This window comes from Cellulomonas sp. (assembly GCF_015234515.1).
In the GTDB taxonomy this organism is placed as follows: domain Bacteria; phylum Actinomycetota; class Actinomycetes; order Actinomycetales; family Cellulomonadaceae; genus Cellulomonas.
On sequence record NZ_JADGMY010000011.1, the window covers coordinates 130,795 to 152,046 of the forward strand.

A 21,252-nucleotide genomic window follows, 5' to 3' on the forward strand; every position below is an offset into this window, starting at 1 on the left:
GGCCCTCGGAGGGCCTCACCGGCCCGTGGTCCCGGGTCCGGGCGACGGATCGGCGGCGCAGGCCGGGTCGGAGGCCGCGACCAGCACGTCGTCCAGCACGTCCGGGTGCGGGTCGCGTCCCGCGGCACGACGCCGGGCGACGAGCGGGTGCGCGACGGCCGCGGCCGCGTACAGGACGATCGCGAGGACCACGATGGTCGCTCCCGGCGGCACGTCGTTCCAGTAGGTGATCACGAGGCCCGCGACGCTGACCCCGACGCCGATCGCGCTCGCCAGCAGCATGGTGCGACCGAACGACCGCGAGACGATCTGGGCGACGGCGACCGGCACGATCATCAGGGCGCTGACCAGCAGCAGCCCCACGACGCGCATCGAGATCGTGACGGTGAGGGCCGCGAGCACGGCCACGACCATCGACAGCGCCCGCACGGGCAGCCCGCTGGCGCGCGCGAACTCCTCGTCGTGGCTCACGGCGAAGAGCGCCCAGCGCAGCCCCACGCCCACCACGAGCACGAGCACGGCCAGCGCCGCCGTCCACCACAGGTCACCGGTCGACACGGTGGAGATCGACCCGAACAGGTAGCTCATGAGGTTCGCGTTGGTGCCACCCGCGACCTTGATGAGCAGCACGCCGCCGGCGATGCCCCCGTAGAACATGATCGCGAGCGCCAGGTCGCCGCTGGTGCGGCCGCGTTCCCGGACCAGCTCGATGACGACGGATCCGACGACCGCAGCGACGACCGCGCCGGGGACCGCGAGGGAGTCGGCGGGCGACACCGCGGCCCAGCTGCCCACCAGCCAGCCCATGGCCACACCGGTCAGGGCGACGTGCCCGACGCCGTCACCCATGAGCGCCATGCGGCGCTGGACGAGGAAGGTGCCGACGACGGGGGCCGCCGCACCGACGAGGACGGCCGCGACGAGCGCACGCTGCATCAGCGGCGAGGTCAGCAGCGCGAGCACCTGCTCCCACCCGTTCACGGCGTCACCTCCAGCGTCAGGTCGGGGCCGTCGGTGGGCGGCTCGGGGTCGGCGTGCGGGTGCGTGTGGTCGTGGCCGGCGTCCCCGTGCTCCCCGCGCGCCGGCGGTGGCGGGCCGTCGTGCACGACCCGGCCGTGCCGCAGCACGACCGAGCGGTCGATGAGCGGTGCGAAGGGGCCGATCTCGTGCAGGACCACGACGACGGTGGTGCCCGCGTCGCGCAGCCGGGACAGCGCGTCGACGAACGTGCGCTGGGTGGGCAGGTCGATCCCGGAGGTGGGTTCGTCGAGCACCAGCAGCGCTGGCTCGCGCACCAGCGCGCGGGCGATGAGCACCCGCTGCTGCTGGCCACCGGACAGCTCCTGCACCCGGCGCTCCTGGAGGTCCGCGACCCCCAGCGCGTCGAGCGCGGCGAGCGCCCGCGCCCGCCGGTCGCGCGGCGGGCGCAGGCGGCGTCCGTACAGCATCCCTGACACGACGACCTCGAGCGCCGTCGTCGGGACACCACCGGCCGCCGCCATGCGCTGCGGGACGTACCCGACGCGCTGCCAGGGCACGTCCGGCCCGAGCGGTGCGCCGAGCAGCCGGACGCTGCCGGCGACGTGGGGGACGACGCCCAGCAGCGCGCGCACGAGGGTCGACTTGCCGGACCCGTTGGCGCCCAGCAGCGCGAGGACCTGCCTGGTGGGCACCGTCAGGTCCACGCCGCGGACGATGGGCTGGCCGCCGAGCGTCACGTGGACGCCCTCGGCCTCGATCGCGTTCACGAGCAGGACAATGCCACGCGCAGGGCGTCGAGGTTGGCCTCGGCGATCGAGAAGTAGTCCTGCGAGTCGTCGGTCACGCCCTCGATCGGGTCGAGCACGGCCGTCTCGACGCCGAGATCCGCGGCGAGCGTCTGCGCGACCTTGGGCGACGCGAGCGTCTCGAAGAAGATCGTCGTGACGCCCTCGTCCTGGACCACGTCGCCGATCTCCCGCAGCCGTGCCGGGGACGGCTCGGACTCGGGGTCGATGCCCGAGATGCCGACCTGGTCGAGGTCGTAGCGGTCCGCGAGGTAGCCGAAGGCCTCGTGCGAGGTGACCACGACCCGGCGCTCGCAGGTGGCCAGGGCGCGGGCGTACTCCTCGTCCAGCTCCGTCAGGCGGTCGACGAGGGCGTCGGCGTTGGCCTGGTACGTCGCGGCGCCGTCGGGGTCGATCTCGGACAGCGCGTCGGCGACCGATCCGGCGACCGCGGCCAGGCGCGTCGGGTCGAGCCAGAAGTGCGGGTCGGCACCCTCGTGGTCGTGCTCGTCCTGCGCGTGCTCGTCGTCCGCGTGCTCGTCGTCCTCGTGCGCCCCGGTGCTCTCGAGGTCCGCCTGGTCGGCCGCGTCGACCACGTGCTCGGGTGCGGTCTGCACGACGGCGTCGTCGACGGAGGGCTGGAAGCCGGACTGGTACACCACGAGGTCCGCGGCGCCGAGCTCGGCGACCTGGGCGGGGGAGAGCTCCACGTCGTGCGGCTCCGCGCCCGGGGGGGTGAGCGAACCGACCTCGACCCGGTCGCCTCCCACCTCCTCGGTGACCATCTGCAGCGGGTAGAAGGATGCGAGCGCCCGGATGGTGCCGTCGTCCCCGGGGTTCGCCGCGCAGGCCGAGGACGCCAGCACGGGCAGGACGACGACGGCGGCGAGCACACGGGAGCGACGGAGAGACCTGGACATGAGACCGATTCTCATTCACCGCGAGAACGGTTGTCAACACAGCTGCCCGGTCGCGGCGTGGCGGTCCGGGGCGCCCGTCCCCGATATCCTGGGCCGTTGTGCCCCGCGGCACCCAGCTGCGGGTTCCTCGACCCAGGAGATTCCCACCGTGGCTGCCGCACCTTCCCGTCTCGACGCCGTCGTCTCCCTCGCCAAGCGCCGGGGGTTCGTCTTCCCGAGCGGCGAGATCTACGGAGGCACCCGCTCCGCGTGGGACTACGGCCCGCTCGGGGTCGAGCTCAAGGAGAACATCAAGCGCCAGTGGTGGCGCTCGATGGTCACGAGCCGTGACGACGTCGTCGGCCTCGACTCGTCGGTCATCCTGCCGCGGCAGGTGTGGGTCGCCTCCGGCCACGTCGGGGTCTTCACCGACCCGCTGACCGAGTGCCTGTCGTGCCACAAGCGGTTCCGTGAGGACCACCTGCTCGAGGACTTCGAGGCCAAGAAGGGCCGGGCGCCCGAGACCGGGCTCGCCGAGATCGCATGTCCGAACTGCGGCACCCGCGGGCAGTGGACCGAGCCGCGCGACTTCAACATGATGCTCAAGACGTACCTCGGCCCCGTCGAGGACGAGTCCGGGCTGCACTACCTGCGTCCCGAGACCGCGCAGGGCATCTTCGTGAACTTCAAGAACGTCTACACCGCGGCGCGCATGAAGCCCCCGTTCGGCATCGGCCAGATCGGCAAGTCGTTCCGCAACGAGATCACGCCCGGCAACTTCATCTTCCGCACGCGCGAGTTCGAGCAGATGGAGATGGAGTTCTTCGTCGAGCCCGGCACCGACGAGACGTGGCACCAGTACTGGATCGACGCGCGCACCGACTGGTACGTCGACCTCGGGATCGCGCGCGAGAACCTGCGGCACTACGAGCACCCGGCCGAGAAGCTCTCGCACTACTCCAAGCGCACGGTCGACATCGAGTACAAGTTCGGCTTCAGCGGCAGCGAGTGGGGCGAGCTCGAGGGCGTCGCCAACCGCACCGACTTCGACCTCGGCACGCACTCCGAGCACTCGGGGCAGGACCTGTCGTTCTTCGACCAGGCCAAGAACGAGCGCTACGTGCCGTACGTCATCGAGCCGGCGGCGGGTCTGACGCGCTCGCTCATGGCGTTCCTCGTCGAGTCGTACACCGAGGACGAGGCCCCCAACACCAAGGGCGGCGTGGACACGCGCACCGTGCTCAAGCTCGACCCGCGGCTGGCGCCGATCAAGGCCGCCGTCCTGCCGCTGTCGCGCAACGAGCAGCTCAGCCCCAAGGCGCGCGACCTCGCCGCGGAGCTCCGCAAGAGCTGGAACGTCGAGTTCGACGACGCCGGCGCGATCGGGCGCCGCTACCGCCGCCAGGACGAGATCGGCACGCCGTTCTGCATCACCGTCGACTTCGACACGCTCGACGACCAGGCCGTGACGATCCGCCACCGCGACGACATGTCGCAGCAGCGGGTCGCGCTCGACCAGGTCACCGGGTACCTCGCGCAGCGCCTCGTCGGCGCCTGACGCGGTGCCCACCGGGCCGCGCGTCGCGTCGCGCGACCGCGACCTGCCGGGGTCGTTCGACCCGCAGGTCGTGGCCGCGATCGACGCGCGCCTGGTGGGCGTCGCCCGCGAGCACGGCGTGCACGTGCCGTGGGCCGTCGAGTCCGGCAGCCGCGCCTGGGGGTTCCCGTCGCCGGACAGCGACTACGACTGCCGGTTCGTGTACGTCCGCCCCGTGACGGACTACCTCGACCCGTGGCCGCGGCGCGACGTCGTCGAGACGCCTCTGGACGCGGTGCTCGACGTCAACGGCTGGGACCTGCTCAAGGTCGTCAGGCTCGCGGTCGGTGGTAACGCGACACCCGGCGAGTGGCTGCGCTCACCCCTGGTGTACGCGGGTGACCGGCGCTTCCGGGACGAGCTCCTCGAGCTCGTCGACGCCGCAGCCGACCGTCAGGCGGTCCGCAGGCACTACCTGCACGTGGGCCGCGACCAGTGGCAGCGCAGCGGGGCCGCACGCGGGGCGGAGGTCGCCCTCAAGCGGGTGTTCTACGGACTGCGACCTGCCGCCGCGCTGCACTGGCTCACGATGCACGACGGCACCACGCCGCCCATGAACCTCACGCAGCTGCTCGACGAGGCGCCGCCCCCTGCGGCTGTCCGGGACGACGTCGAGGCGCTCGTCGCAGCCAAGGCCGTGACCCGCGAGCTCGGCACCGGGGTGGTGCCGCCGGCGCTGCGCGCGTGGGTCGACACGCAGCTGTCGGACGCGGCGGACTCCGACGTCAGTCCCGACGGCACGACCGTGGCGCAGCGCCGCGCGGATGCCGCCGCCCGGTTCCGCGGCCTCGTGGCCCGCTGGGCGCCCGGCGGCTGAGGGCGGCCCGCCGGGAGCGCCTACCACGGTCCGTCGCGGCCACGATGCGTGACGTCCGAGGTGCCCAGGGGGCGCCGTTCAGGACTGCTCCTCCGCACGGATCCGCAGCACCACCGTGCCGCGCTTGCGACCGGTGTCGACGTAGCGGTGGGCCTCGACGACGTCCTCGAACGCGTACGTCCGGTCGACGACCGGCCGCACGACCCCCTCGGCCGCGAGCCGCAGGAGCTCGGCGAGGTCGGCGGCCGACGTCGGCAGGTCGCCGGTGACGGCGCGGACGCCGCGGAGCCCGGCGAACGGCGTCCCGAGGGTGCCTGCCAGGTCGGCGACGACGAGCAGCAGCGTGCCGCCACGTCGCAGCACGCGGCGGGCGCGGGCGACGGGCAGCGTGCCGACGCAGTCGACGACGACGTCGACGCGCCGTCCGAGCGTCGTGACGTCCTGCGTGAGGTGGTCGACCACGTCGGTGGCGCCGAGCGAGCGCACGAGGTCGGCGTTCGGTGCGCTGCACACCGCGGTGACGCGTGCACCGCGGGCGGCGGCCAGCTGGACGACCATCGTCCCGACGGCGCCCGACGCGCCGTTGACGAGCACCTCGACGCCGGGCCGCACGCCGGCACGGCGCAGGAACTTGTGAGCGGTGAGCCCGCCGAAGACGAGCGCGACGGCCTCGTCGAGCCGCAGGGCGTCGGGGACGTGCGCGACGACGCCGGACGCGGGCACGCGCACGAGCTCGGCGTGGCCGCCGAACCCGGACCCCGTCGCCGCGACGACGCGGTCGCCGGGGCGGAACCCTGTCACCCGTGGGCCGGTGGCGGCGACGACGCCGGCGACCTCCATGCCGAGCACCTGCCGCCGCGGGCGACGGAAGCCGACGACGGGACCGGCGAGCGCGCCCATGCCGCGGGGCAGGTCCCGCGCGCGCAGCCGGTGGTCCGCGACGCTCACGTCCGAGGCGTACGCGCGCACGAGCAGGTCGTCAGGGCCGAGCGCGGGCACCGGGACGTCGGCGAGGTGGACGACCTCCGGCCCGCCGTAGCGCTCGTGCACCGCGGCGCGCATGCGGTGGCCGACGCCGGAGGCGGTCGGGGCCGTGGGGTCGCTGCGGTGGGGAGTGGTCGGCACGATCGCCTCCGGGGTTCGGGCCTTACGACGTAAGGCTTACGCTGTAAGGGTCGCATCCGACGGTGCGGCGCGTCAACGGTCGGCCGGGACGGTGAGAGGGTGGTGGCGTGGTCGAGGCTCCCGTCGCCGGCGCGTCGCGTCCGCGGCTGACGCGTGAGCGTGTGCTGCGCCGCGCCGTCGACATCGCCGACGCCGCAGGCGTCGAAGCCCTGACGATGCGGCGGCTCGCCGACGAGCTCGGCGTCGAGGCCATGTCGCTGTACCACCACGTGCGCGGCAAGGGGGGCATCCTCGACGGCGCCGTCGAGCTCGTGCTCGACGAGCTGGCCGCCGCAGCCGACGCGAGCGCGGTGCCGCCCGAGGACGGCGGGTGGCGGGCGGCGGTGCGTGCCCGGCTCGTCGCCGCGCGCACGGTTATGCTGCGTCACCCGTGGGCGCCCGACGTCATGGCGGCGCGCAGCGTCATGACCGTGGGCGCGGCGCGGCACGTCGACGCCGTCGTCGGTCTCATGCATGCCGGCGGCCTGTCGTACGACCTCGTGCACCACGGGCTGCACGCGCTGGGCAGCCGGATGTTCGGGTTCAGCCCCGAGATCGCCGAGCCCGACGCCGGTGACCAGCAGGGCGCCGACGCCCTCGCCGGGATGGCCGAGCTGGTGCCGCACCTCGCTGCCATGCTCGCCGAGGTCGCGCACGACGACGCCACGACGCTCGGGTGGTGCGACGACCAGACCGAGTTCGAGTTCGGTCTCGACCTCGTCCTCGACGGTCTCGAGCGGCTCGCGCGCGGCTCGTCGGCCACGGGTGACGGTCCTGGCTGAGCGTCGGCCCGCCGCCCGTGCGTGTCAGCGGGCGACGTCCCGGTAGCGCGCGCGCGTCGCGACCTCCACCTCTGCGGCCGGCTCAAGCGGAGCCCCGATAGCGGCGGGGGAGCCAGGAGTCCCGGGGCCGGTGGACAATGGGGCGGTGCCCGAGACGACCACGACGCCGCACGAGAGCCCGCGGACGACCTCCGCGGTCCTGCCGCCCCTGCGCATCGGCCCCATCACCGTGGACACGCCCGTCGTGCTCGCGCCCATGGCCGGCGTCACCAACGCCGCCTTCCGGCGGCTGTGCCGCGAGTCCGGTGCCGGCCTGTACGTCGCCGAGATGCTGACGTCCCGCGCGCTCGTCGAGCGCAACCCCGAGTCCTTCCGCATCATCGCGTTCGAGCCGGACGAGGTGCCCCGGTCGGTGCAGCTGTACGGCGTCGACCCCACGACCGTCGGGGCAGCGGTACGTCTCCTCGTCGAGGAGGACCGCGCCGACCACATCGACCTGAACTTCGGCTGCCCGGTGCCCAAGGTCACGCGCAAGGGCGGAGGAGCGGTGCTGCCCTGGAAGCGGGACCTCTTCGCGGCCATCGTGCGTGCGGCCGTCGACGCCGCGACACCGCACGGCGTCCCGGTGACGGTCAAGATGCGCAAGGGCATCGACGAGGACCACCTGACCTACGTGGAGGCCGGGCTCACGGCCCAGGACGCCGGGGTCGCCGCGGTCGCCCTGCACGGTCGCACCGCCGCGGACTACTACTCCGGCACGGCCGACTGGGACGCGATCGCCGCGCTCAAGCAGGCGGTCACCGACATCCCCGTGCTGGGCAACGGCGACATCTGGTCCGCCGAGGACGCCCTGGCGATGGTCGTGCACACCGGGTGCGACGGCGTGGTCGTCGGGCGCGGCTGCCAGGGGCGGCCGTGGCTCTTCGCCGACCTGGCCGCTGCGTTCGCGGGGTCCGACGCGCGCATCCGGCCCGGCCTGCGGGAGGTCGCGAGCGTCGTGCGGCGCCACGCCGAGCTGATGGTCGACCACTTCGGCGACGAGGGCAAGGCGCTGCGGGAGATGCGCAAGCACATGGCGTGGTACCTCAAGGGGTACGTCGTCGGTGGTGAGCTGCGCGCGCGGCTGGGCCTGGTGTCGTCGCTCGCCGAGCTGGACGACCTGCTGGGCGAGCTGGACCTGGACCAGCCGTACCCCGGTGAGGCGTCCGAGGGGCCGCGCGGGCGGGCGGGCGCACCCAAGCGCCCGATCCTGCCCTACGGGTGGTTGGACTCGCGCGAGCTCTCCGAGGACTTCCGCCGGGACCTGCACGAGGCCGAGCTCTCCGTCTCGGGCGGCTGACCCGCTCTCGACGGGCGAGCACGCCCACGGGGCAGCAGACTTCACGGCGTGCGAACCATGGGTGTGGAGGAGGAGTACCTGCTGGTCGACGCCGAGGGCGTCCCGACAGGTGTGGCCGACGCGGCAGTGCGCGCGTACGAGCGTGGCGGCGGTGAGCCGGCCGACGAGGGGGAGCCCGGCGGCGGGCTCGAGAAGGAGCTCCAGGAGCAGCAGATCGAGACCGGCACGCACCCGTGCGTCGACCTCGCGGAGCTCGCTGCCGAGCTGCGCGACGGACGCCGCCGCGCCGCCGGTGCCGCGCAGCAGGCCGGGGGTCGGCTCGTCGCCGTCGCCACGTCGCCCGTGCCGGGCCCGACCACGCTGTCGCACGGCGCACGCTACGAGGCGATGGCGCAGACGTACGCCCTGACCGTCCGTGAGCAGCTCACGAGCGGCTGCCACGTGCACGTGTCCGTGGAGGACGACGACGAGGCCGTGGCGGTGCTCGACCGCATCGGTCCGTGGTTGCCCGTGCTGCTCGCGCTGAGTGTCAACTCCCCGTACTGGCGCGGGGAGGACACCGGGTACGCCTCGATCCGCTCGCAGCTGTGGAACCGGTGGCCGACGGCAGGCCCGACCGCGCCGTTCGGATCGGTCCAGGCGTACCGGGACACGGTGGCGGGCCTCGTCGCGACGGGTGCCGCGCTCGACCCGGCGATGATCTACTTCGACGCCCGCCTGTCGCCGCGGTACCCGACGGTCGAGATCCGCGTCGCCGACGTCTGCCTGCGTGCCGACGACGCGGTGCTGGTCGCGGCGCTGGCGCGGGCGCTCGTCGAGACCGCCTCCCGGCAGGCCGCCGACGGGTTCGCGCCGACCCACACCCGGGTCGAGCCGTTGCGGGCGGCGACCTGGCGTGCGGCTCGCACGGGCCTCGCCGGGGACCTGCTGGTCCCGCCGACGCTGACGCCCGTGCCCGCCCGGGACGCGGTGGCGCAGCTGCTGGACCACGTGCGGCCGGCGCTGCAGGACAGCGGTGATCTCACGACCGTCCAGGAGCTCCTCGCGGGCCTGTGGCAGCGCGGCACGGGCGCCGACGAGCAGCGCGCGTGGGCGTTCGAGGGTGGCCTGCCCGGGGTCGTCGAGCACGCGGTCGAGGCGACGCTCGCCTGACACGTCGAGGGCCCGGCCGCGCAGGTGCGACCGGGCCCCCGACTGGGTCGCGGTCCGTCAGGAGGCGCGCAGCCAGACGGTCGTCGCGGGCGCCACCGCGGCCCCCACGTCCGGGGCGGACGCGAGCAGGACCTCGGCGCCCGCGGGCAGCGGCACGTCGACGTCGCCGAGGTTCGCGACCACGACCACGTCACCGTTCCGGTAGGCGAGCACGTGCTCGCCCGCGGGCTCCGGCAGCCACTGCAGCCCACCGGATCCGAGCCGCTCGGCACGACGCAGGCGCAGGGCGGCGCGGTACAGCTCGTAGGTCGAGCCCTCGCGGCCGCGCTGGCGGTCCAGGGCCAGGTCCGCCCACCCGGTGGGCTGCGGCAACCACGTCGCCCCGGTCGGGGAGAATCCCAGGCCGGGCGCGTCGCCGGACCAGGGCAGGGGCACGCGGCACCCGTCGCGCCCTCGCTCGCCGCCGCCCGTGCGGAAGAACGCGGGGTCCTCGCGGATGTCGTCGTCGAGCGCCGTGTGCTCCGGCAGGCCGAGCTCCTCGCCCTGGTACAGGTAGGCGGAGCCCGGCAGGCCGAGCATCAGCAGCGTGGCGGCGCGCGCACGGCGCAGGCCCAGGACCGCGTCGGGCTGCTCGTCGCCGTGGCCGATGCCGTTGGGCCGGTGGGTGGGGTCCGCCAGGCCCAGGCGCGACGCGTGGCGCACGACGTCGTGGTTGGACAGCACCCAGGTGGTGGGGGCGCCGACGGCGTCGTTCGCCGCGTAGGACGCCGTGATGACGCGACGCAGCGCGGGGCCGTCCCAGCCGGCCGCCAGGAACGCGAAGTTGAACGACTGGTGCGCCTCGTCGGCCCGGACGTAGCGCGCGAGCCGGCTCAGTGGCTCCACCCAGGCCTCGGTGACCATCGCGCGGTCGCCGTCGTAGGAGTCGAGGACCTGGCGCCACGCGCGGTAGATGTCGTGGACGCCCTCCTGGTCGAACATCGGTCCGTGGTTCCCGGAGCCGTCGACGGCGTCGACGTCGTGCCCGTCGTCCGTGCCGTCGATCATCGCGACGTGCCCGTCCCAGTCGGGCAGCCCGGGCGCCTTGACCATGCCGTGGGCGACGTCGACGCGGAAGCCGTCGACCCCGCGATCGAGCCAGAACCGCAGCACGTCCTCGAACTCGGCCCGCACCTGCGGGTTGTCCCAGTCGAGGTCGGGCTGCTTGCTGTCGAACAGGTGCAGGTACCACTGGCCGGGGGTGCCGTCCGGAGCGGTCGTGCGGGTCCATGCGGGGCCGCCGAAGATGGACTGCCAGTTGTTCGGCGGCAGCTCGCCGTGCTCGCCGCGTCCGTCGTGGAAGTGGTACCGGGCGCGCTCGGGTGACCCCGGGGCGGCCGCGAGAGCGGCCTGGAACCACGCGTGCTCGTCGGACGTGTGGTTGGGGACGAGGTCGACGACGACGCGCAGACCGAGCTCGTGGGCGCGCGCGATGAGCGCGTCGGCGTCGGCGAGCGTGCCGAAGAGCGGGTCGACGTCGCGGTAGTCGGCGACGTCGTAGCCCGCGTCGGCCTGCGGCGAGCGGTAGAACGGCGACAGCCAGACCGCGTCGACGCCGAGCTCGACGAGGTGGTCGAGGTGCGCGGTGACGCCCGGCAGGTCGCCGATGCCGTCGCCGGACGCGTCGGCGAAGGACCGCGGGTAGACCTGGTAGATGACGGCGGTGCGCCACCAGCTCGTGCCGTTGTCGGGTCGGTGCGCGATCTGCGCCGAGGGGACGGCCTCGAGGGTCACTGGGGTGCCTTCCTGGTGGGGGTCGAGGTGGCGCGCGGCCGCGTGGGGGCGCACCGTCGCGCGCCGCGGCGTGCGACGCGGTCGACGGACGAGGTGCTCAGTGGGTGGGTGCCGCGTCCCGCCGGACCGCGACGGGCGAGAGGGTCGGGGCGCTGCCGGTCGAGCCCCGGACGACGAGCTCGGGATGGAACAGGAGCTCGGCGCGCGGCGCGGGTGTGCCGGACATCTCGGCGACGAGCGCCGAGACCGCCGCGTGCCCCATCGCGGAGACCGGCTGGCGCACGGTCGTCAGCGGCGGGTCGGTGAAGGCGATCAGGGGGGAGTCGTCGAACCCGACGACCGACACGTCCTCAGGGACGCGCAGCCCGAGGGAGCGCGCGGCGCGCACGGCACCGAGCGCCATGAGGTCGGACCCGCAGACCACCGCGGTGTGACCCGAGCGGAAGAGCTCGGTGGCGGCCGCGTGGCCGCCCTCCACGGTGAACAGCGTCGACACGACGTGCGGGCCGGCGTCCGTGACGCCCAGGTGCTTCCCGATGAGCGCCGCGAAAGCATCGCGCTTACGCTGCGAAGGGACGAACCGTGTGGGTCCGACAGCGAGTCCGATGGCACGGTGGCCGAGGGAGCGCAGGTGGCGAACAGCCTGATCCATCGCGGCCGTGTCGTCAGTCGACACGGCGGGAGCGTCCACGCCCTCGGCGTGCCCGTTGACCAGGACGAGCGGGACGCCCCGCCCGCGCAGCCGGTGGTAACGGTCCTTGCTCGCGGAGGTGTCCGCGTGCAGACCGGAGACGAAGACGATCCCGTCGACCCCGTGGTCCATGAGGAGCTCGACGTACTGGTCCTCGGTGGTCCCGCCCGGCGACTGCGTGCACAGCAGCGGCGTGTACCCGCGGTCGCTCAGCATCGTCTCGATGACCTGCGCGAACGCGGGGAAGACGGGGTTGGTGAGCTCGGGCACGACGAGGCCGACGAGGCCGGCGGACCGCATGCGCAGCTTCTCCGGGCGCTCGTAGCCGAGCATGTCCAGCGCGGTGAGCACGGCCTGACGGGCTTGCGCGGACACCCCGGGCTTGCCGTTCAGCACGCGCGACACCGTCGCGGTGCTCACGCCCGCCTGCTCGGCGAGGTCGGTCAGTCGTGTCCGCACAGTCCGCAGCGTAGTCGGGGTCACCAGCCCTCCTTCTCCGCCGCACGGGAGCATGCAGGCGCTTACCTTGGAACGCTTGGCTGCAAGTTACCGTAACGAGTTGCAACGGGGGGTGCAACGCGCATAGCGTCGCGTCAACAGCCGGCATCGGCGTCAGTCGGGCTCGGCAGGTCGAACGACAACAGGAGAAGACGATGCGACGAGGCATCCCGGCCGTTGCGGTGACGCTCGGCCTTGCGCTGACGCTCACGGCGTGCGGCGGTTCTGGTGACGACAACTCTGGTGACGCGGCATCGGCCACCCCGGCCTCGGGGGACGGCCTCGTGGTGTGGGTGGACGAGACGCGTCAGGCAGCGGTCGAGGTGGCGGCCGAGGCGTTCGAGAACGAGAACGACGTGGACGTCGAGCTCGTGCTCAAGAACTTCGAGGACATCCGCGCGGACTTCCTCGCCCAGGTCCCGACCGGCGAGGGGCCCGACCTGACGGTCGGCGCGCACGACTGGCTCGGTGAGCTGACGACCAACGGGGTCGTCGCGCCCATCGAGCTCGGCGACAAGGCCGGTGACTTCATCGAGGTCGCGGTCGAGGCGTTCACGGAGGACGGGCAGGTGTACGGCCTGCCGTACGCGATCGAGAACATCGCCCTCATCCGCAACACGGCGCTCGCGGCCGAGGCTCCGTCGACCTGGGACGCGGCCGTCGCCGCCGGCCAGGCCGCCGGCACCCCCTACCAGGTGCTCATCCAGACCGGTGTCGAGGGTGACCCCTACACCTACTACCCGCTGCAGACGTCGTTCGGCGCCCCGGTCTTCGTCCAGAACGAGGACGGCACCTACACCTCCGAGCTCGCCATGGGCGGTGCTCCCGGCCAGGCCTTCGCGACGTGGCTGCAGGCGCAGGGCGCGGCCGGCGTGCTGTCGACCGACGTCACGTACGACATCGCGGTCGAGGCGTTCAAGAACGGCGAGTCGCCGTTCATCATCGGCGGGCCGTGGATGGTCGAGCAGTTCGAGGCTCTCGACCTGTCGATCGACCCGATCCCGTCCGCGGGTGGCGAGCCGGCGCAGCCGTTCGTCGGCGTGCAGGGCTTCTACGTCTCGGCGCAGAGCGACAACGCGCTGCTCGCGAACGACTTCCTCGTGAACTACATCGCGACGGACGAGGCGCAGCTGGCTCTGTACGAGGCCGGCAACCGCCCGCCGGCGCTCGCGTCGGCAGCCGAGGAGGCCTCGGCCGACCCGGTCACCGCCGGCTTCCTGGCCGTCGGTGAGGAGGCGGTGCCGATGCCGTCCATCCCCGAGATGGGCTCGGTCTGGGCGTTCTGGGGCGTCACCGAGGCGAACATCATCTCGGGCGCGGCCGAGCCCGTCGCGGCCTGGGACAAGATGATCGCCGACATCCAGGGTGCGATCGGGTCCTGACCCGCACCGGTCGCACCGCGGGCACGCCCGCGGTGCGACCGTCAGCCCCTCGGCCGTCACGGCGGCCGGGTGGTGACCTTCCCGGCGCCGATGCGCCGACCGACAGCACGGAAGGCGCGCGATGCCCAGCCAGCCCACCCTCACCGGCGACGCCACGGACCCCACGGGGACCACGGGCGGCACGTCCGGGCCCCGGGGCGTGTCGTCACGCGACCGTGACCGGCCCGCACGCGGTCCGGTCCGTCCCGGCACGCTCGTCAAGATCGCCGTCATGGCGGTCGTCAACGCCTTGGGGGTCTTCGGGGTCCTCGCCGCGTGGCGCGAGGGCCACATGGGCATCCTCGCCGCGATGGTCGCGCTGGTCGTCGCCGCGGACTGGGTGTACTTCTCGCGGCGCACGCTGCCGCTGAAGTACATCCTGCCGGGCCTGGCGTTCCTGCTCGTCTTCCAGGTCTACGTCGTCGCCTACACCGGCTGGGTCGCGTTCACCAACTACGGCGACGGTCACAACTCCACCAAGGAGCAGGCCGTCGAGGCGCTGCTGCTGCAGAACGAGCGCCGTGTCGAGGGCTCCGCGACCTACCCGCTGACCGTCGTCGAGCGCGGCGGTGCGCTCGGCTTCGCGATCGTCGAGGACGGCGAGGCGATGGTCGGCACGGCGGACGACCCGCTGAGCGAGGTGCCGGACGCGACCGTCGACGACGACCGCGTCACCGAGGTCCCCGGCGCCACCGTCCTGAGCCGCCAGGAGATCCTGCGCCGGCAGTCGGAGGTCACGAGCCTGCGGGTGCCCGTGTCGGACGACCCGAACGACGGCTGGGTGCGCACGCAGGACGCCCGCACCGGGTTCCTCGCGACCCCGTCGCTCGAGTGGGACCCCGAGGCCGACACGATGACGGACGTCGCGACCGGCACCGTGTACAGGGCGACCTCCGACGGCTCCTTCCGCTCCGACGACGGTCAGCGGCTCAACGTCGGCTGGCGGGTCATGGTGGGCATCGACAACTTCCGCACCGCGTTCGGTGACGAGCGGTACGCCCAGCCCTTCGTCAAGATCCTCGTGTGGACCTTCGCGTTCGCGATCCTGTCGGTCGTCACCACGTTCCTGCTGGGCCTGTTCCTCGCCATCACCTTCAACGACACGCGGGTGCGGGGCCGCAAGGTCTACCGCACGCTGCTGATCTTCCCGTACGCGATCCCCGGCTTCCTGGCGGCGCTGCTGTGGTCCGGCATGCTCAACCGCTCGTACGGGTTCATCAACCAGGTGCTGCTCGGCGGGGCCGCCGTGCCCTGGCTGACGGACCCGTGGCTGGCGAAGCTGTCGGTGCTCGGGGTGAACCTGTGGCTGGGCTTCCCCTACATGTTCCTCATCTGCACCGGCGCGCTGCAGTCGCTTCCCGGCGACGTGCTCGAGGCGGCGAAGGTCGACGGTGCCAGCGCGTGGCGGACCTGGCGCTCGGTGACGCTGCCGCTGCTGCTGGTCGCGACGTCGCCGCTGCTCATCTCGTCGTTCGCCTTCAACTTCAACAACTTCACGCTCATCTACATGCTCACGGGCGGCGGTCCGCGCTTCGCCGACGCGTCCGTGCCGCTCGGCCACACCGACATCCTCATCTCGATGGTGTACTCCGTGTCCGGCCTGGACGGCACCGCGGCCAAGAACTACGGCCTGGCGAGCGCGCTGTCGATCGTCATCTTCGTCATCGTCGCGACGATCTCGGCGATCACGTTCAAGCGGACCAAGCAGTTCGAGGAGATCAGCTGACATGGTCACCACCGACGTCACCACCTCGTCCAGCGCCGCACCGCGTCCCGACGAGCACCGCATGCCCCGGCGGCGGTGGTTCGCCGAGCTCGGCTGGCGCCACCTCGTCGGCATCGTGGCCATCGTCTACGCGCTGTTCCCGATCGTCTACGTGATCTCGGCGTCGCTGTCCGAGGGCGGCACGCTGACCGGCTCCAACGAGCTGTTCGCCGAGGTGAGCACCTCGAACTACGAGGCGCTCGGCGGCACGCTGTTCTGGACGTGGCTGGGCAACTCGCTGCAGATCGCGATCGCGACCGGTGTCGGGACGGTCCTCATGGGTGCCGCCGCGGCGTACGCGTTCTCCCGGTTCCGGTTCACGGGCCGCCGCGCGGGACTGACCACGCTGCTCATCATCCAGATGTTCCCGCAGATGCTCGCGTTCGTCGCGGTCTTCCTGCTGCTGATCACGCTCGGCAACGTCGTGCCGGTCCTGGGGCTGAACAGCAAGCTCGCGCTCATCGCCGTGTACCTCGGCGGCGCACTGGGCGTGAACACGTTCCTCATGTACGGGTTCTTCAACACCATCCCGCGCGAGCTCGACGAGGCCGCCAAGATCGATGGCGCCACGCACGCCCAGACCTACTGGACGATCATCCTGCGGCTCGTCACGCCGATCCTGGCCGTCGTCGCGCTGCTGTCGTTCATCAGCACGTTCGGGGAGTTCATCATCGCCCGGCTCGTGCTGCAGTCCGAACGCAACTGGACCGTCGCCGTCGGGCTGTACGGCTGGGTGTCGGCGCTGCTCGAGGCGAACTGGGGGCTCTTCGCCGCCGGCGCCGTCATCTCCGCCCTGCCGGTGCTGGTGCTGTTCCTCTTCCTGCAGAAGTACATCGTCGGTGGGCTCACGGCGGGCGCCGTCAAGGGGTGAGCAGGGCAGGGCCCGCCGGCTCTACCCTGGGCACGTGACCGCTCTCGACCACATCGCGCCCGACGTCGACGGGTACGCCGACGCCGACCGTGAACGCTGGGTCGCCGAGGGGGAGAAGTCCCGCGAGCGCACGCCGTTCGAACGGGACCGTGCGCGCATCGTGCACTCCTCGGCGCTGCGCCGCCTGGGGGCGAAGACGCAGGTGCTCGGGCCGTCCTCGGACGACTTCGTGCGCACCCGGCTGACCCACACGCTCGAGGTCGCGCAGGTGGGGCGCGAGCTCGGCAAGGCGCTCGGCTGCGACCCCGACGTCGTCGACACGGCCTGCCTCGCGCACGACCTGGGTCACCCGCCCTTCGGGCACAACGGCGAGCGCGCGCTGGCCGAGCTCGCGCGGGGGATCGGCGGGTTCGAGGGCAACGCGCAGACGCTGCGTCTCCTGACGCGCCTCGACCCGAAGGTCGTCGCCCCGGACGGACGGTCGGTGGGCCTGAACCTCACGCGCGCGAGCCTGGACGCGTCCGTGAAGTACCCGTGGCGGTACGGGCGGGGGCCCATCAGCCCCGCCAGCGGGCGGCCCACCCACAAGTTCGGCGTCTACGAGGACGACCTGCCGGTGTTCACGTGGCTGCGTGCGGACGCGCCAGACGGCCGCAAGTGCCTCGAGGCTCAGGTCATGGACCTCGCCGACGACATCTCGTACTCGGTGCACGACGTGGAGGACGCCGTCGTGGGCGGGCGCCTCGACCTGGGCGTGCTGACCCGGCCCGACGAGCGCGCCCGTGTCGTCGAGGCCGTCGACACCTGGTACGGCGCGCAGGTCACCGCGGACGAGCTCTCCGCCGCCATGGACCGGCTCGTGGCGGCGCGGCTGTGGGAGCGTGGGTTCGACGGGTCGCGTCGGGCGCTCGCGGTGCTCAAGGACGCCACGAGCCAGCTCATCGGCCGGTTCGCGAAGGCCGCGCAGCAGGCGACGCGCGCCCGGTACGGCGACGGGCCGCTGACCCGGTACGGCGCCGAGCTCGTCGTCCCGCACGACACGCTCGCGGAGATCCTGGTGCTCAAGGGCCTGGCGGTCGCCTACGTGATGGCACCGCGCGAGCTCGAGCCGCTCTACCAGCGCCAGCGCCAGGTCCTCACCGACCTGGTGGAGCTGATGGCCGACCGCGGCGCCGACGTCCTGGAGCCCCCGTTCGCCGTCGACTGGCACGCGGCCGACGACGACGCGCAGCGGCTGCGCGTCGTCGTCGACCAGGTCGCCTCCCTCACCGACGTGTCGGCGGTCGAGCTCCACGACCGGCTCGTGGGGCCGTCGCGCGGCTGACTCCCTGGACGTGCGGCCTCAGTCGCCCGCGTCCAGCGGCCAGACGGGCCGCACCTCGACCCTGCCCGCGCGGGCCATGGGGTGAGCGGCGGCGATCGCGACCGCCTCGTCGAGGTCGGCCGCCTCGATGACGTCGTACCCGGCGATGTGCTCCCGGGTCTCCGCGAACGGGCCGTCGGTCAGCACGACCGCGTCACCCCGACGCCGGACCGTCGTCGCGGCCTCGACCGGGCGCAGGCGGTCGCCGTGCTTCCACACGCCGCGCGCGTCCACGTCGGCGCCCCACTGCTCGATCGTCAGATCCCCGGGCGCGGCGTCCTCGCCGTCGGGGTCGGTGCAGATGAAGAGCATGTACTCCACGTCGTCCTCCTCGTGCCTCGCGGGGGTGGTCCACCCGTCACCCGCATGACGCGCGGCCCGCAGGACATTCGACAGCACGGAGGCCCGCGGCGCCTGCACGGAGCAGCGCGCGTCCCCGCGTCCGGTCGGGACGCCTAGACTCTGGGCCGTGGCCGGACGGATTCTGCGGGAGGACGTGGAGGCCGTCCGCGAGCGCGTCCGCATCGAGGAGGTCGTCGGTGCCCACGTCGCGCTGCGGCCGGCCGGCGTCGGCTCCCTCAAGGGCCTGTGCCCCTTCCACGACGAGCGCTCGCCGTCCTTCCACGTGCGCCCACAGGTGGGGCGCTACCACTGCTTCGGGTGCGGCGAGGGCGGCGACGTCATCGCGTTCGTGCAGCAGGTCGACGGCCTGGGGTTCACCGACGCCGTCGAGTACCTCGCGTCCCGGGCGGGCATGCAGCTGCGGTACGAGGAGGGCGGGGGGCCCTCGCGGCCCGGTGAGGAGCCCGGTCGGCGTCGCCGCCTGCTGGACGCCCACCGCATCAGCGAGGAGTTCTTCCGCGAGCAGCTCGTCACCCCGCAGGCCGCGGTGGCCCGGGCGTTCCTCGCGGAGCGCGGGTTCGACAGGTCGGCGGCCGACGACTTCGGCGTCGGCTTCGCCCCGCAGGGCTGGGACGGCCTGCTGCGGCACCTGCGCGGGCGCGGCTTCACCGAGGCCGAGCTGACGGCCTCCGGGCTCGTCAGCCAGGGCCAGCGCGGGATCTACGACCGGTTCCGTGGGCGGCTGGTGTGGCCGATCCGGGAGGTGACCGGGGAGACCGTGGGGTTCGGCGCGCGCAAGCTCCTCGACGACGACACCGGCCCCAAGTACCTCAACACCCCCGAGACGCCGCTGTACCGCAAGTCGCACGTGCTCTACGGCATCGACCTGGCCAAGCGGGAGATCGCCCGCGAGAAGCAGGTGGTCGTGGTCGAGGGCTACACCGACGTCATGGCGATGCACCTGTCGGGCGTGCGGACGGCGGTGGCCACCTGCGGGACGGCCTTCGGCCCGGAGCACGCGCGCATCGTGCGGCGGCTCGTCGGGGACTCCGGGGGAGCAGGTGGCGTGCAGCTCGCGGGCGGCTCGTCCGTGGGCGGCGCGATCGTCTTCACGTTCGACGGCGACGCGGCGGGCCAGAAGGCGGCGTTGCGCGCGTTCGGCGAGGACCAGGCGTTCAACGCGCAGACGTTCGTGGCGGTGGAGCCCTCGGGGATGGACCCGTGCGAGCTGCGCCAGGCGCGCGGACCCGACGCCGTGCGAGCCCTGGTGGCGTCGCGGCAGCCGCTGTTCGAGTTCGTCATCCGCTCGACGCTCGCGGCGCACGACCTGACGACGGCCGAGGGACGCGTCAGCGCCCTGCGCGCCACCGCACCCGTGGTCGCCGGGATCCGTGACTCGGCGCTGCGACCCGAGTACGAGCGGCTGCTGGCGGGCTGGCTCGGCATGGACGACGTCTCCGGGGTGCGCCGCACGGTCGCCGACGCGGCACGACGCGGCACGCGCACGCCCTCCCGCCCGGGCGACCGGGACGGCGTCCGGCGTCCGGGCGCCGGGTCGCCCGACACCTCCGGTCCCGTGCCGGTGGTCCGCATGGCCGCGCCCGACCGTCGGGACCCGGTGGCGCAGGTGGAGCGCACGGCCCTCGAGGTGGTGCTGCAGCACCCGACGCTCGTCCCCCCGGAGTTCGACGCGCTGGCGCCGGACGCCTGCACGGCGCCCGCGTACCGCGCCGCGCACGAGGCCGTCCGTGCCGCCGGGGGTGTCGCGACAGCCGTCGAGATCGTGGCCCGTGGCGGTGAGTCCGCCTGGGTGGGCGCGGTGATCGACGCGGCGGCGGAGCCGGTGCGGGCGCTGCTCACCGAGCTGTCGGTGGCACCGCTGCCCGAGGACCGCCCGGACTCGCTGCCGGGGTACGTGCGCGGCGTCGTCATGCGCCTGGTCGACGTGGGCCTCACGCGCCGGGTCGCGGACGTCCGCGGACGGCTGCAGAGGCTCGGCGCCGATGCGGACGCCGACGAGCAGCGCACGCTGCTCGGTGAGCTCCTGGAGCTCGAGGCGCAGCGCCGCACCCTCCGGCCCGCCTGACGTCGTCCTGGCGGCCCGCGGACGCCCTCAGCGCAGCGCGACGAGCCCGGTGCCGTCGTCCGTGACCCTCGTGTCGGTCACGGCCGTGACGGTCATGGACCGCAGCCGCAGGTTCCCGCCGTAGTACGACAGGAACGCGGTGTCCGTCGCGTCGCGCCCCGTGGCGATGCGCAGCAGCGACGCGCGCGGCGCGAGCCCTGTCGCGTCGACGACGTGCCAGGCGCCCTCGACGTACGCCTCGGCGACCGCGTGGAAGTCCATCGGCTTGAGCCCGGGCGCGTACGCGGACGCGAGACGGGCCGGCACGTCGCACGCCCGCAGCAGCGCCACGACGAGGTGCGCGAAGTCCCGGCACACGCCGCGCCGCTTCAGGAGCGTGTCCGTGGCGCTGTCCGTCGGCAGGCTGGATCCGGGCAGGTAGGTGACGTGCCTGCTCACCCACGTCACGACGGCGTCGAGGAGCTCGGCCTCGGCAAGGTCACGGAACTGGTCCCGCGCGAACGCGAGGAGCCGGTCGGAGTCGGCGTACCGGCTGGGGCGGCGGTACTCGACGAGGTCGACGTCCTCGACCGGGGGAGCCGTGGCCTGACCGGTGACCGTCGCCTGGTAGTCCACGACGACGCGTCCGGCCGGCGCGAGGATCCGGTGCATGCGTCCGCCGTGCGGCGTCTTGATCTCGAGCACGTCGAGCGGGTCGTCGTCGGTGCGCGCGAGCATCAGCTCGGTGCGCTCGAACGGACCCTCCGCGACAGCCACGGAGAGCAGCAGCTCGAGCGGCGCGTGGACGTCGAGCGAGAGGTGGGCAGCCACGGAGCGCAGCACGGACGACGCATCCTTCCCCGGCCAGGACGGGCCGGACGACGGGTGGTGACAGGGGACGGCACGGTGAGGAGCGGATGCGCGGGACGCGGGGTCGACGGCTCGTC

General features: G+C 73.3%; 18 protein-coding genes. 10 read left to right on the forward strand and 8 right to left on the reverse strand.

The features are described from left to right. Window positions 1-15 precede the first annotated feature (15 nt). The 3 genes from IR158_RS04025 to IR158_RS04035 are packed head-to-tail and all read right to left on the reverse strand — an operon-like array spanning window position 16 to window position 2,686. Window positions 16-936, reverse strand: a complete 921-nt coding sequence (locus IR158_RS04025) for a metal ABC transporter permease (protein ID WP_291810135.1) — start codon at window positions 934-936, stop codon at window positions 16-18. Between the two features lie 41 nt (window positions 937-977). After that, a complete protein-coding gene (locus IR158_RS04030) occupies window positions 978-1,748 on the reverse strand; it encodes a metal ABC transporter ATP-binding protein (protein WP_291809853.1) in 771 nt (256 codons plus the stop codon). Next, window positions 1,745-2,686 (reverse strand): metal ABC transporter substrate-binding protein, encoded by a 942-nt coding sequence (locus IR158_RS04035; protein ID WP_291809856.1) that lies wholly within the window; start codon window positions 2,684-2,686, stop codon window positions 1,745-1,747. Before IR158_RS04035 ends, IR158_RS04030 begins: the two co-directional genes overlap by 4 nt. 148 nt (window positions 2,687-2,834) lie before the next feature. Between IR158_RS04035 and IR158_RS04040 the strand changes: the two genes are divergently transcribed. Further along, entirely contained in the window at window positions 2,835-4,223 is a 1,389-nt protein-coding gene (locus tag IR158_RS04040; protein ID WP_291809858.1) for a glycine--tRNA ligase, read from the forward strand. 4 nt (window positions 4,224-4,227) lie between these two features. After that, on the forward strand, window positions 4,228-5,079 hold the full coding sequence (locus IR158_RS04045; protein ID WP_291809861.1) for a nucleotidyltransferase domain-containing protein: 852 nt from the start codon (window positions 4,228-4,230) through the stop codon (window positions 5,077-5,079). Window positions 5,080-5,157: 78 nt separating this feature from the next. On the opposite strand, the gene IR158_RS04050 is transcribed toward IR158_RS04045, so the two are convergent. Next, window positions 5,158-6,204, reverse strand: coding sequence for an NAD(P)-dependent alcohol dehydrogenase (locus IR158_RS04050; protein ID WP_291809865.1), 1,047 nt, complete (start codon window positions 6,202-6,204; stop codon window positions 5,158-5,160). A gap of 107 nt (window positions 6,205-6,311) precedes the next feature. On the opposite strand from IR158_RS04050, the gene IR158_RS04055 reads away from it, so the two are divergent. From IR158_RS04055 to IR158_RS04065, 3 genes are all read left to right on the forward strand, one after another. Further along, entirely contained in the window at window positions 6,312-7,025 is a 714-nt protein-coding gene (locus IR158_RS04055) for a TetR/AcrR family transcriptional regulator C-terminal domain-containing protein (RefSeq protein ID WP_291809867.1), read from the forward strand. A 145-nt stretch (window positions 7,026-7,170) separates the two neighbouring features. Then, complete coding sequence (gene dusB / locus IR158_RS04060; protein ID WP_291809870.1) at window positions 7,171-8,364, forward strand: tRNA dihydrouridine synthase DusB; 1,194 nt, start codon at window positions 7,171-7,173, stop codon at window positions 8,362-8,364. A gap of 57 nt (window positions 8,365-8,421) precedes the next feature. Next, complete coding sequence (locus tag IR158_RS04065; RefSeq protein WP_291810136.1) at window positions 8,422-9,516, forward strand: glutamate--cysteine ligase; 1,095 nt, start codon at window positions 8,422-8,424, stop codon at window positions 9,514-9,516. Between the two features lie 57 nt (window positions 9,517-9,573). Here IR158_RS04065 and IR158_RS04070 read toward each other — a convergent pair whose 3' ends face one another. Both IR158_RS04070 and IR158_RS04075 read right to left on the reverse strand, forming a co-directional pair. Beyond that, a complete protein-coding gene (locus tag IR158_RS04070) occupies window positions 9,574-11,289 on the reverse strand; it encodes a glycoside hydrolase family 13 protein (RefSeq protein ID WP_291809873.1) in 1,716 nt (571 codons plus the stop codon). 97 nt (window positions 11,290-11,386) lie between these two features. After that, on the reverse strand, window positions 11,387-12,463 hold the full coding sequence (locus tag IR158_RS04075) for a LacI family DNA-binding transcriptional regulator (RefSeq protein WP_291809876.1): 1,077 nt from the start codon (window positions 12,461-12,463) through the stop codon (window positions 11,387-11,389). Window positions 12,464-12,633: 170 nt separating this feature from the next. Here IR158_RS04075 and IR158_RS04080 point away from each other — a divergent pair, with 170 nt between their 5' ends. The 4 genes from IR158_RS04080 (at window position 12,634) to IR158_RS04095 (ending at window position 17,859) form a co-directional block, all read left to right on the forward strand. Beyond that, window positions 12,634-13,860, forward strand: coding sequence for an extracellular solute-binding protein (locus IR158_RS04080; RefSeq protein ID WP_291809879.1), 1,227 nt, complete (start codon window positions 12,634-12,636; stop codon window positions 13,858-13,860). 121 nt (window positions 13,861-13,981) lie between these two features. After that, window positions 13,982-15,625 (forward strand): ABC transporter permease subunit, encoded by a 1,644-nt coding sequence (locus tag IR158_RS04085; protein WP_291809884.1) that lies wholly within the window; start codon window positions 13,982-13,984, stop codon window positions 15,623-15,625. Between the two features lie 61 nt (window positions 15,626-15,686). After that, a complete protein-coding gene (locus IR158_RS04090) occupies window positions 15,687-16,535 on the forward strand; it encodes a sugar ABC transporter permease (protein WP_291810138.1) in 849 nt (282 codons plus the stop codon). A 34-nt stretch (window positions 16,536-16,569) separates the two neighbouring features. Continuing rightward, window positions 16,570-17,859 (forward strand): deoxyguanosinetriphosphate triphosphohydrolase, encoded by a 1,290-nt coding sequence (locus IR158_RS04095; RefSeq protein WP_291809887.1) that lies wholly within the window; start codon window positions 16,570-16,572, stop codon window positions 17,857-17,859. Between the two features lie 18 nt (window positions 17,860-17,877). Here the strand turns inward: IR158_RS04095 and IR158_RS04100 are convergent, their stop codons facing one another. Further along, window positions 17,878-18,210 carry a YciI family protein gene (locus IR158_RS04100; protein WP_366928408.1) on the reverse strand — a complete coding sequence of 111 codons (333 nt, stop codon included), beginning with the start codon at window positions 18,208-18,210 and terminating at the stop codon, window positions 17,878-17,880. 157 nt (window positions 18,211-18,367) lie between these two features. Here IR158_RS04100 and dnaG point away from each other — a divergent pair, with 157 nt between their 5' ends. After that, window positions 18,368-20,326 carry a DNA primase gene (dnaG, locus tag IR158_RS04105; protein WP_291809892.1) on the forward strand — a complete coding sequence of 653 codons (1,959 nt, stop codon included), beginning with the start codon at window positions 18,368-18,370 and terminating at the stop codon, window positions 20,324-20,326. Between the two features lie 27 nt (window positions 20,327-20,353). On the opposite strand, the gene IR158_RS04110 is transcribed toward dnaG, so the two are convergent. Next, window positions 20,354-21,148, reverse strand: coding sequence for a transglutaminase family protein (locus IR158_RS04110; protein ID WP_291809895.1), 795 nt, complete (start codon window positions 21,146-21,148; stop codon window positions 20,354-20,356). Window positions 21,149-21,252: the final 104 nt, after the last annotated feature.

Bases quoted from the DNA above. Each gene is read 5' to 3' on its own strand.
- IR158_RS04025 (WP_291810135.1), bottom strand. From the start codon at position 936: ATGCAGCGTGCGCTCGTCGCGGCCGTCCTCGTCGGTGCGGCGGCCCCC.
- IR158_RS04035 (WP_291809856.1), bottom strand. From the start codon at position 2,686: ATGTCCAGGTCTCTCCGTCGCTCCCGTGTGCTCGCCGCCGTCGTCGTC.
- IR158_RS04065 (WP_291810136.1), top strand. From the start codon at position 8,422: ATGGGTGTGGAGGAGGAGTACCTGCTGGTCGACGCCGAGGGCGTCCCG.
- IR158_RS04080 (WP_291809879.1), top strand. From the start codon at position 12,634: ATGCGACGAGGCATCCCGGCCGTTGCGGTGACGCTCGGCCTTGCGCTG.
- IR158_RS04085 (WP_291809884.1), top strand. From the start codon at position 13,982: ATGCCCAGCCAGCCCACCCTCACCGGCGACGCCACGGACCCCACGGGG.
- IR158_RS04090 (WP_291810138.1), top strand. From the start codon at position 15,687: ATGCCCCGGCGGCGGTGGTTCGCCGAGCTCGGCTGGCGCCACCTCGTC.
- IR158_RS04100 (WP_366928408.1), bottom strand. From the start codon at position 18,210: ATGCTCTTCATCTGCACCGACCCCGACGGCGAGGACGCCGCGCCCGGG.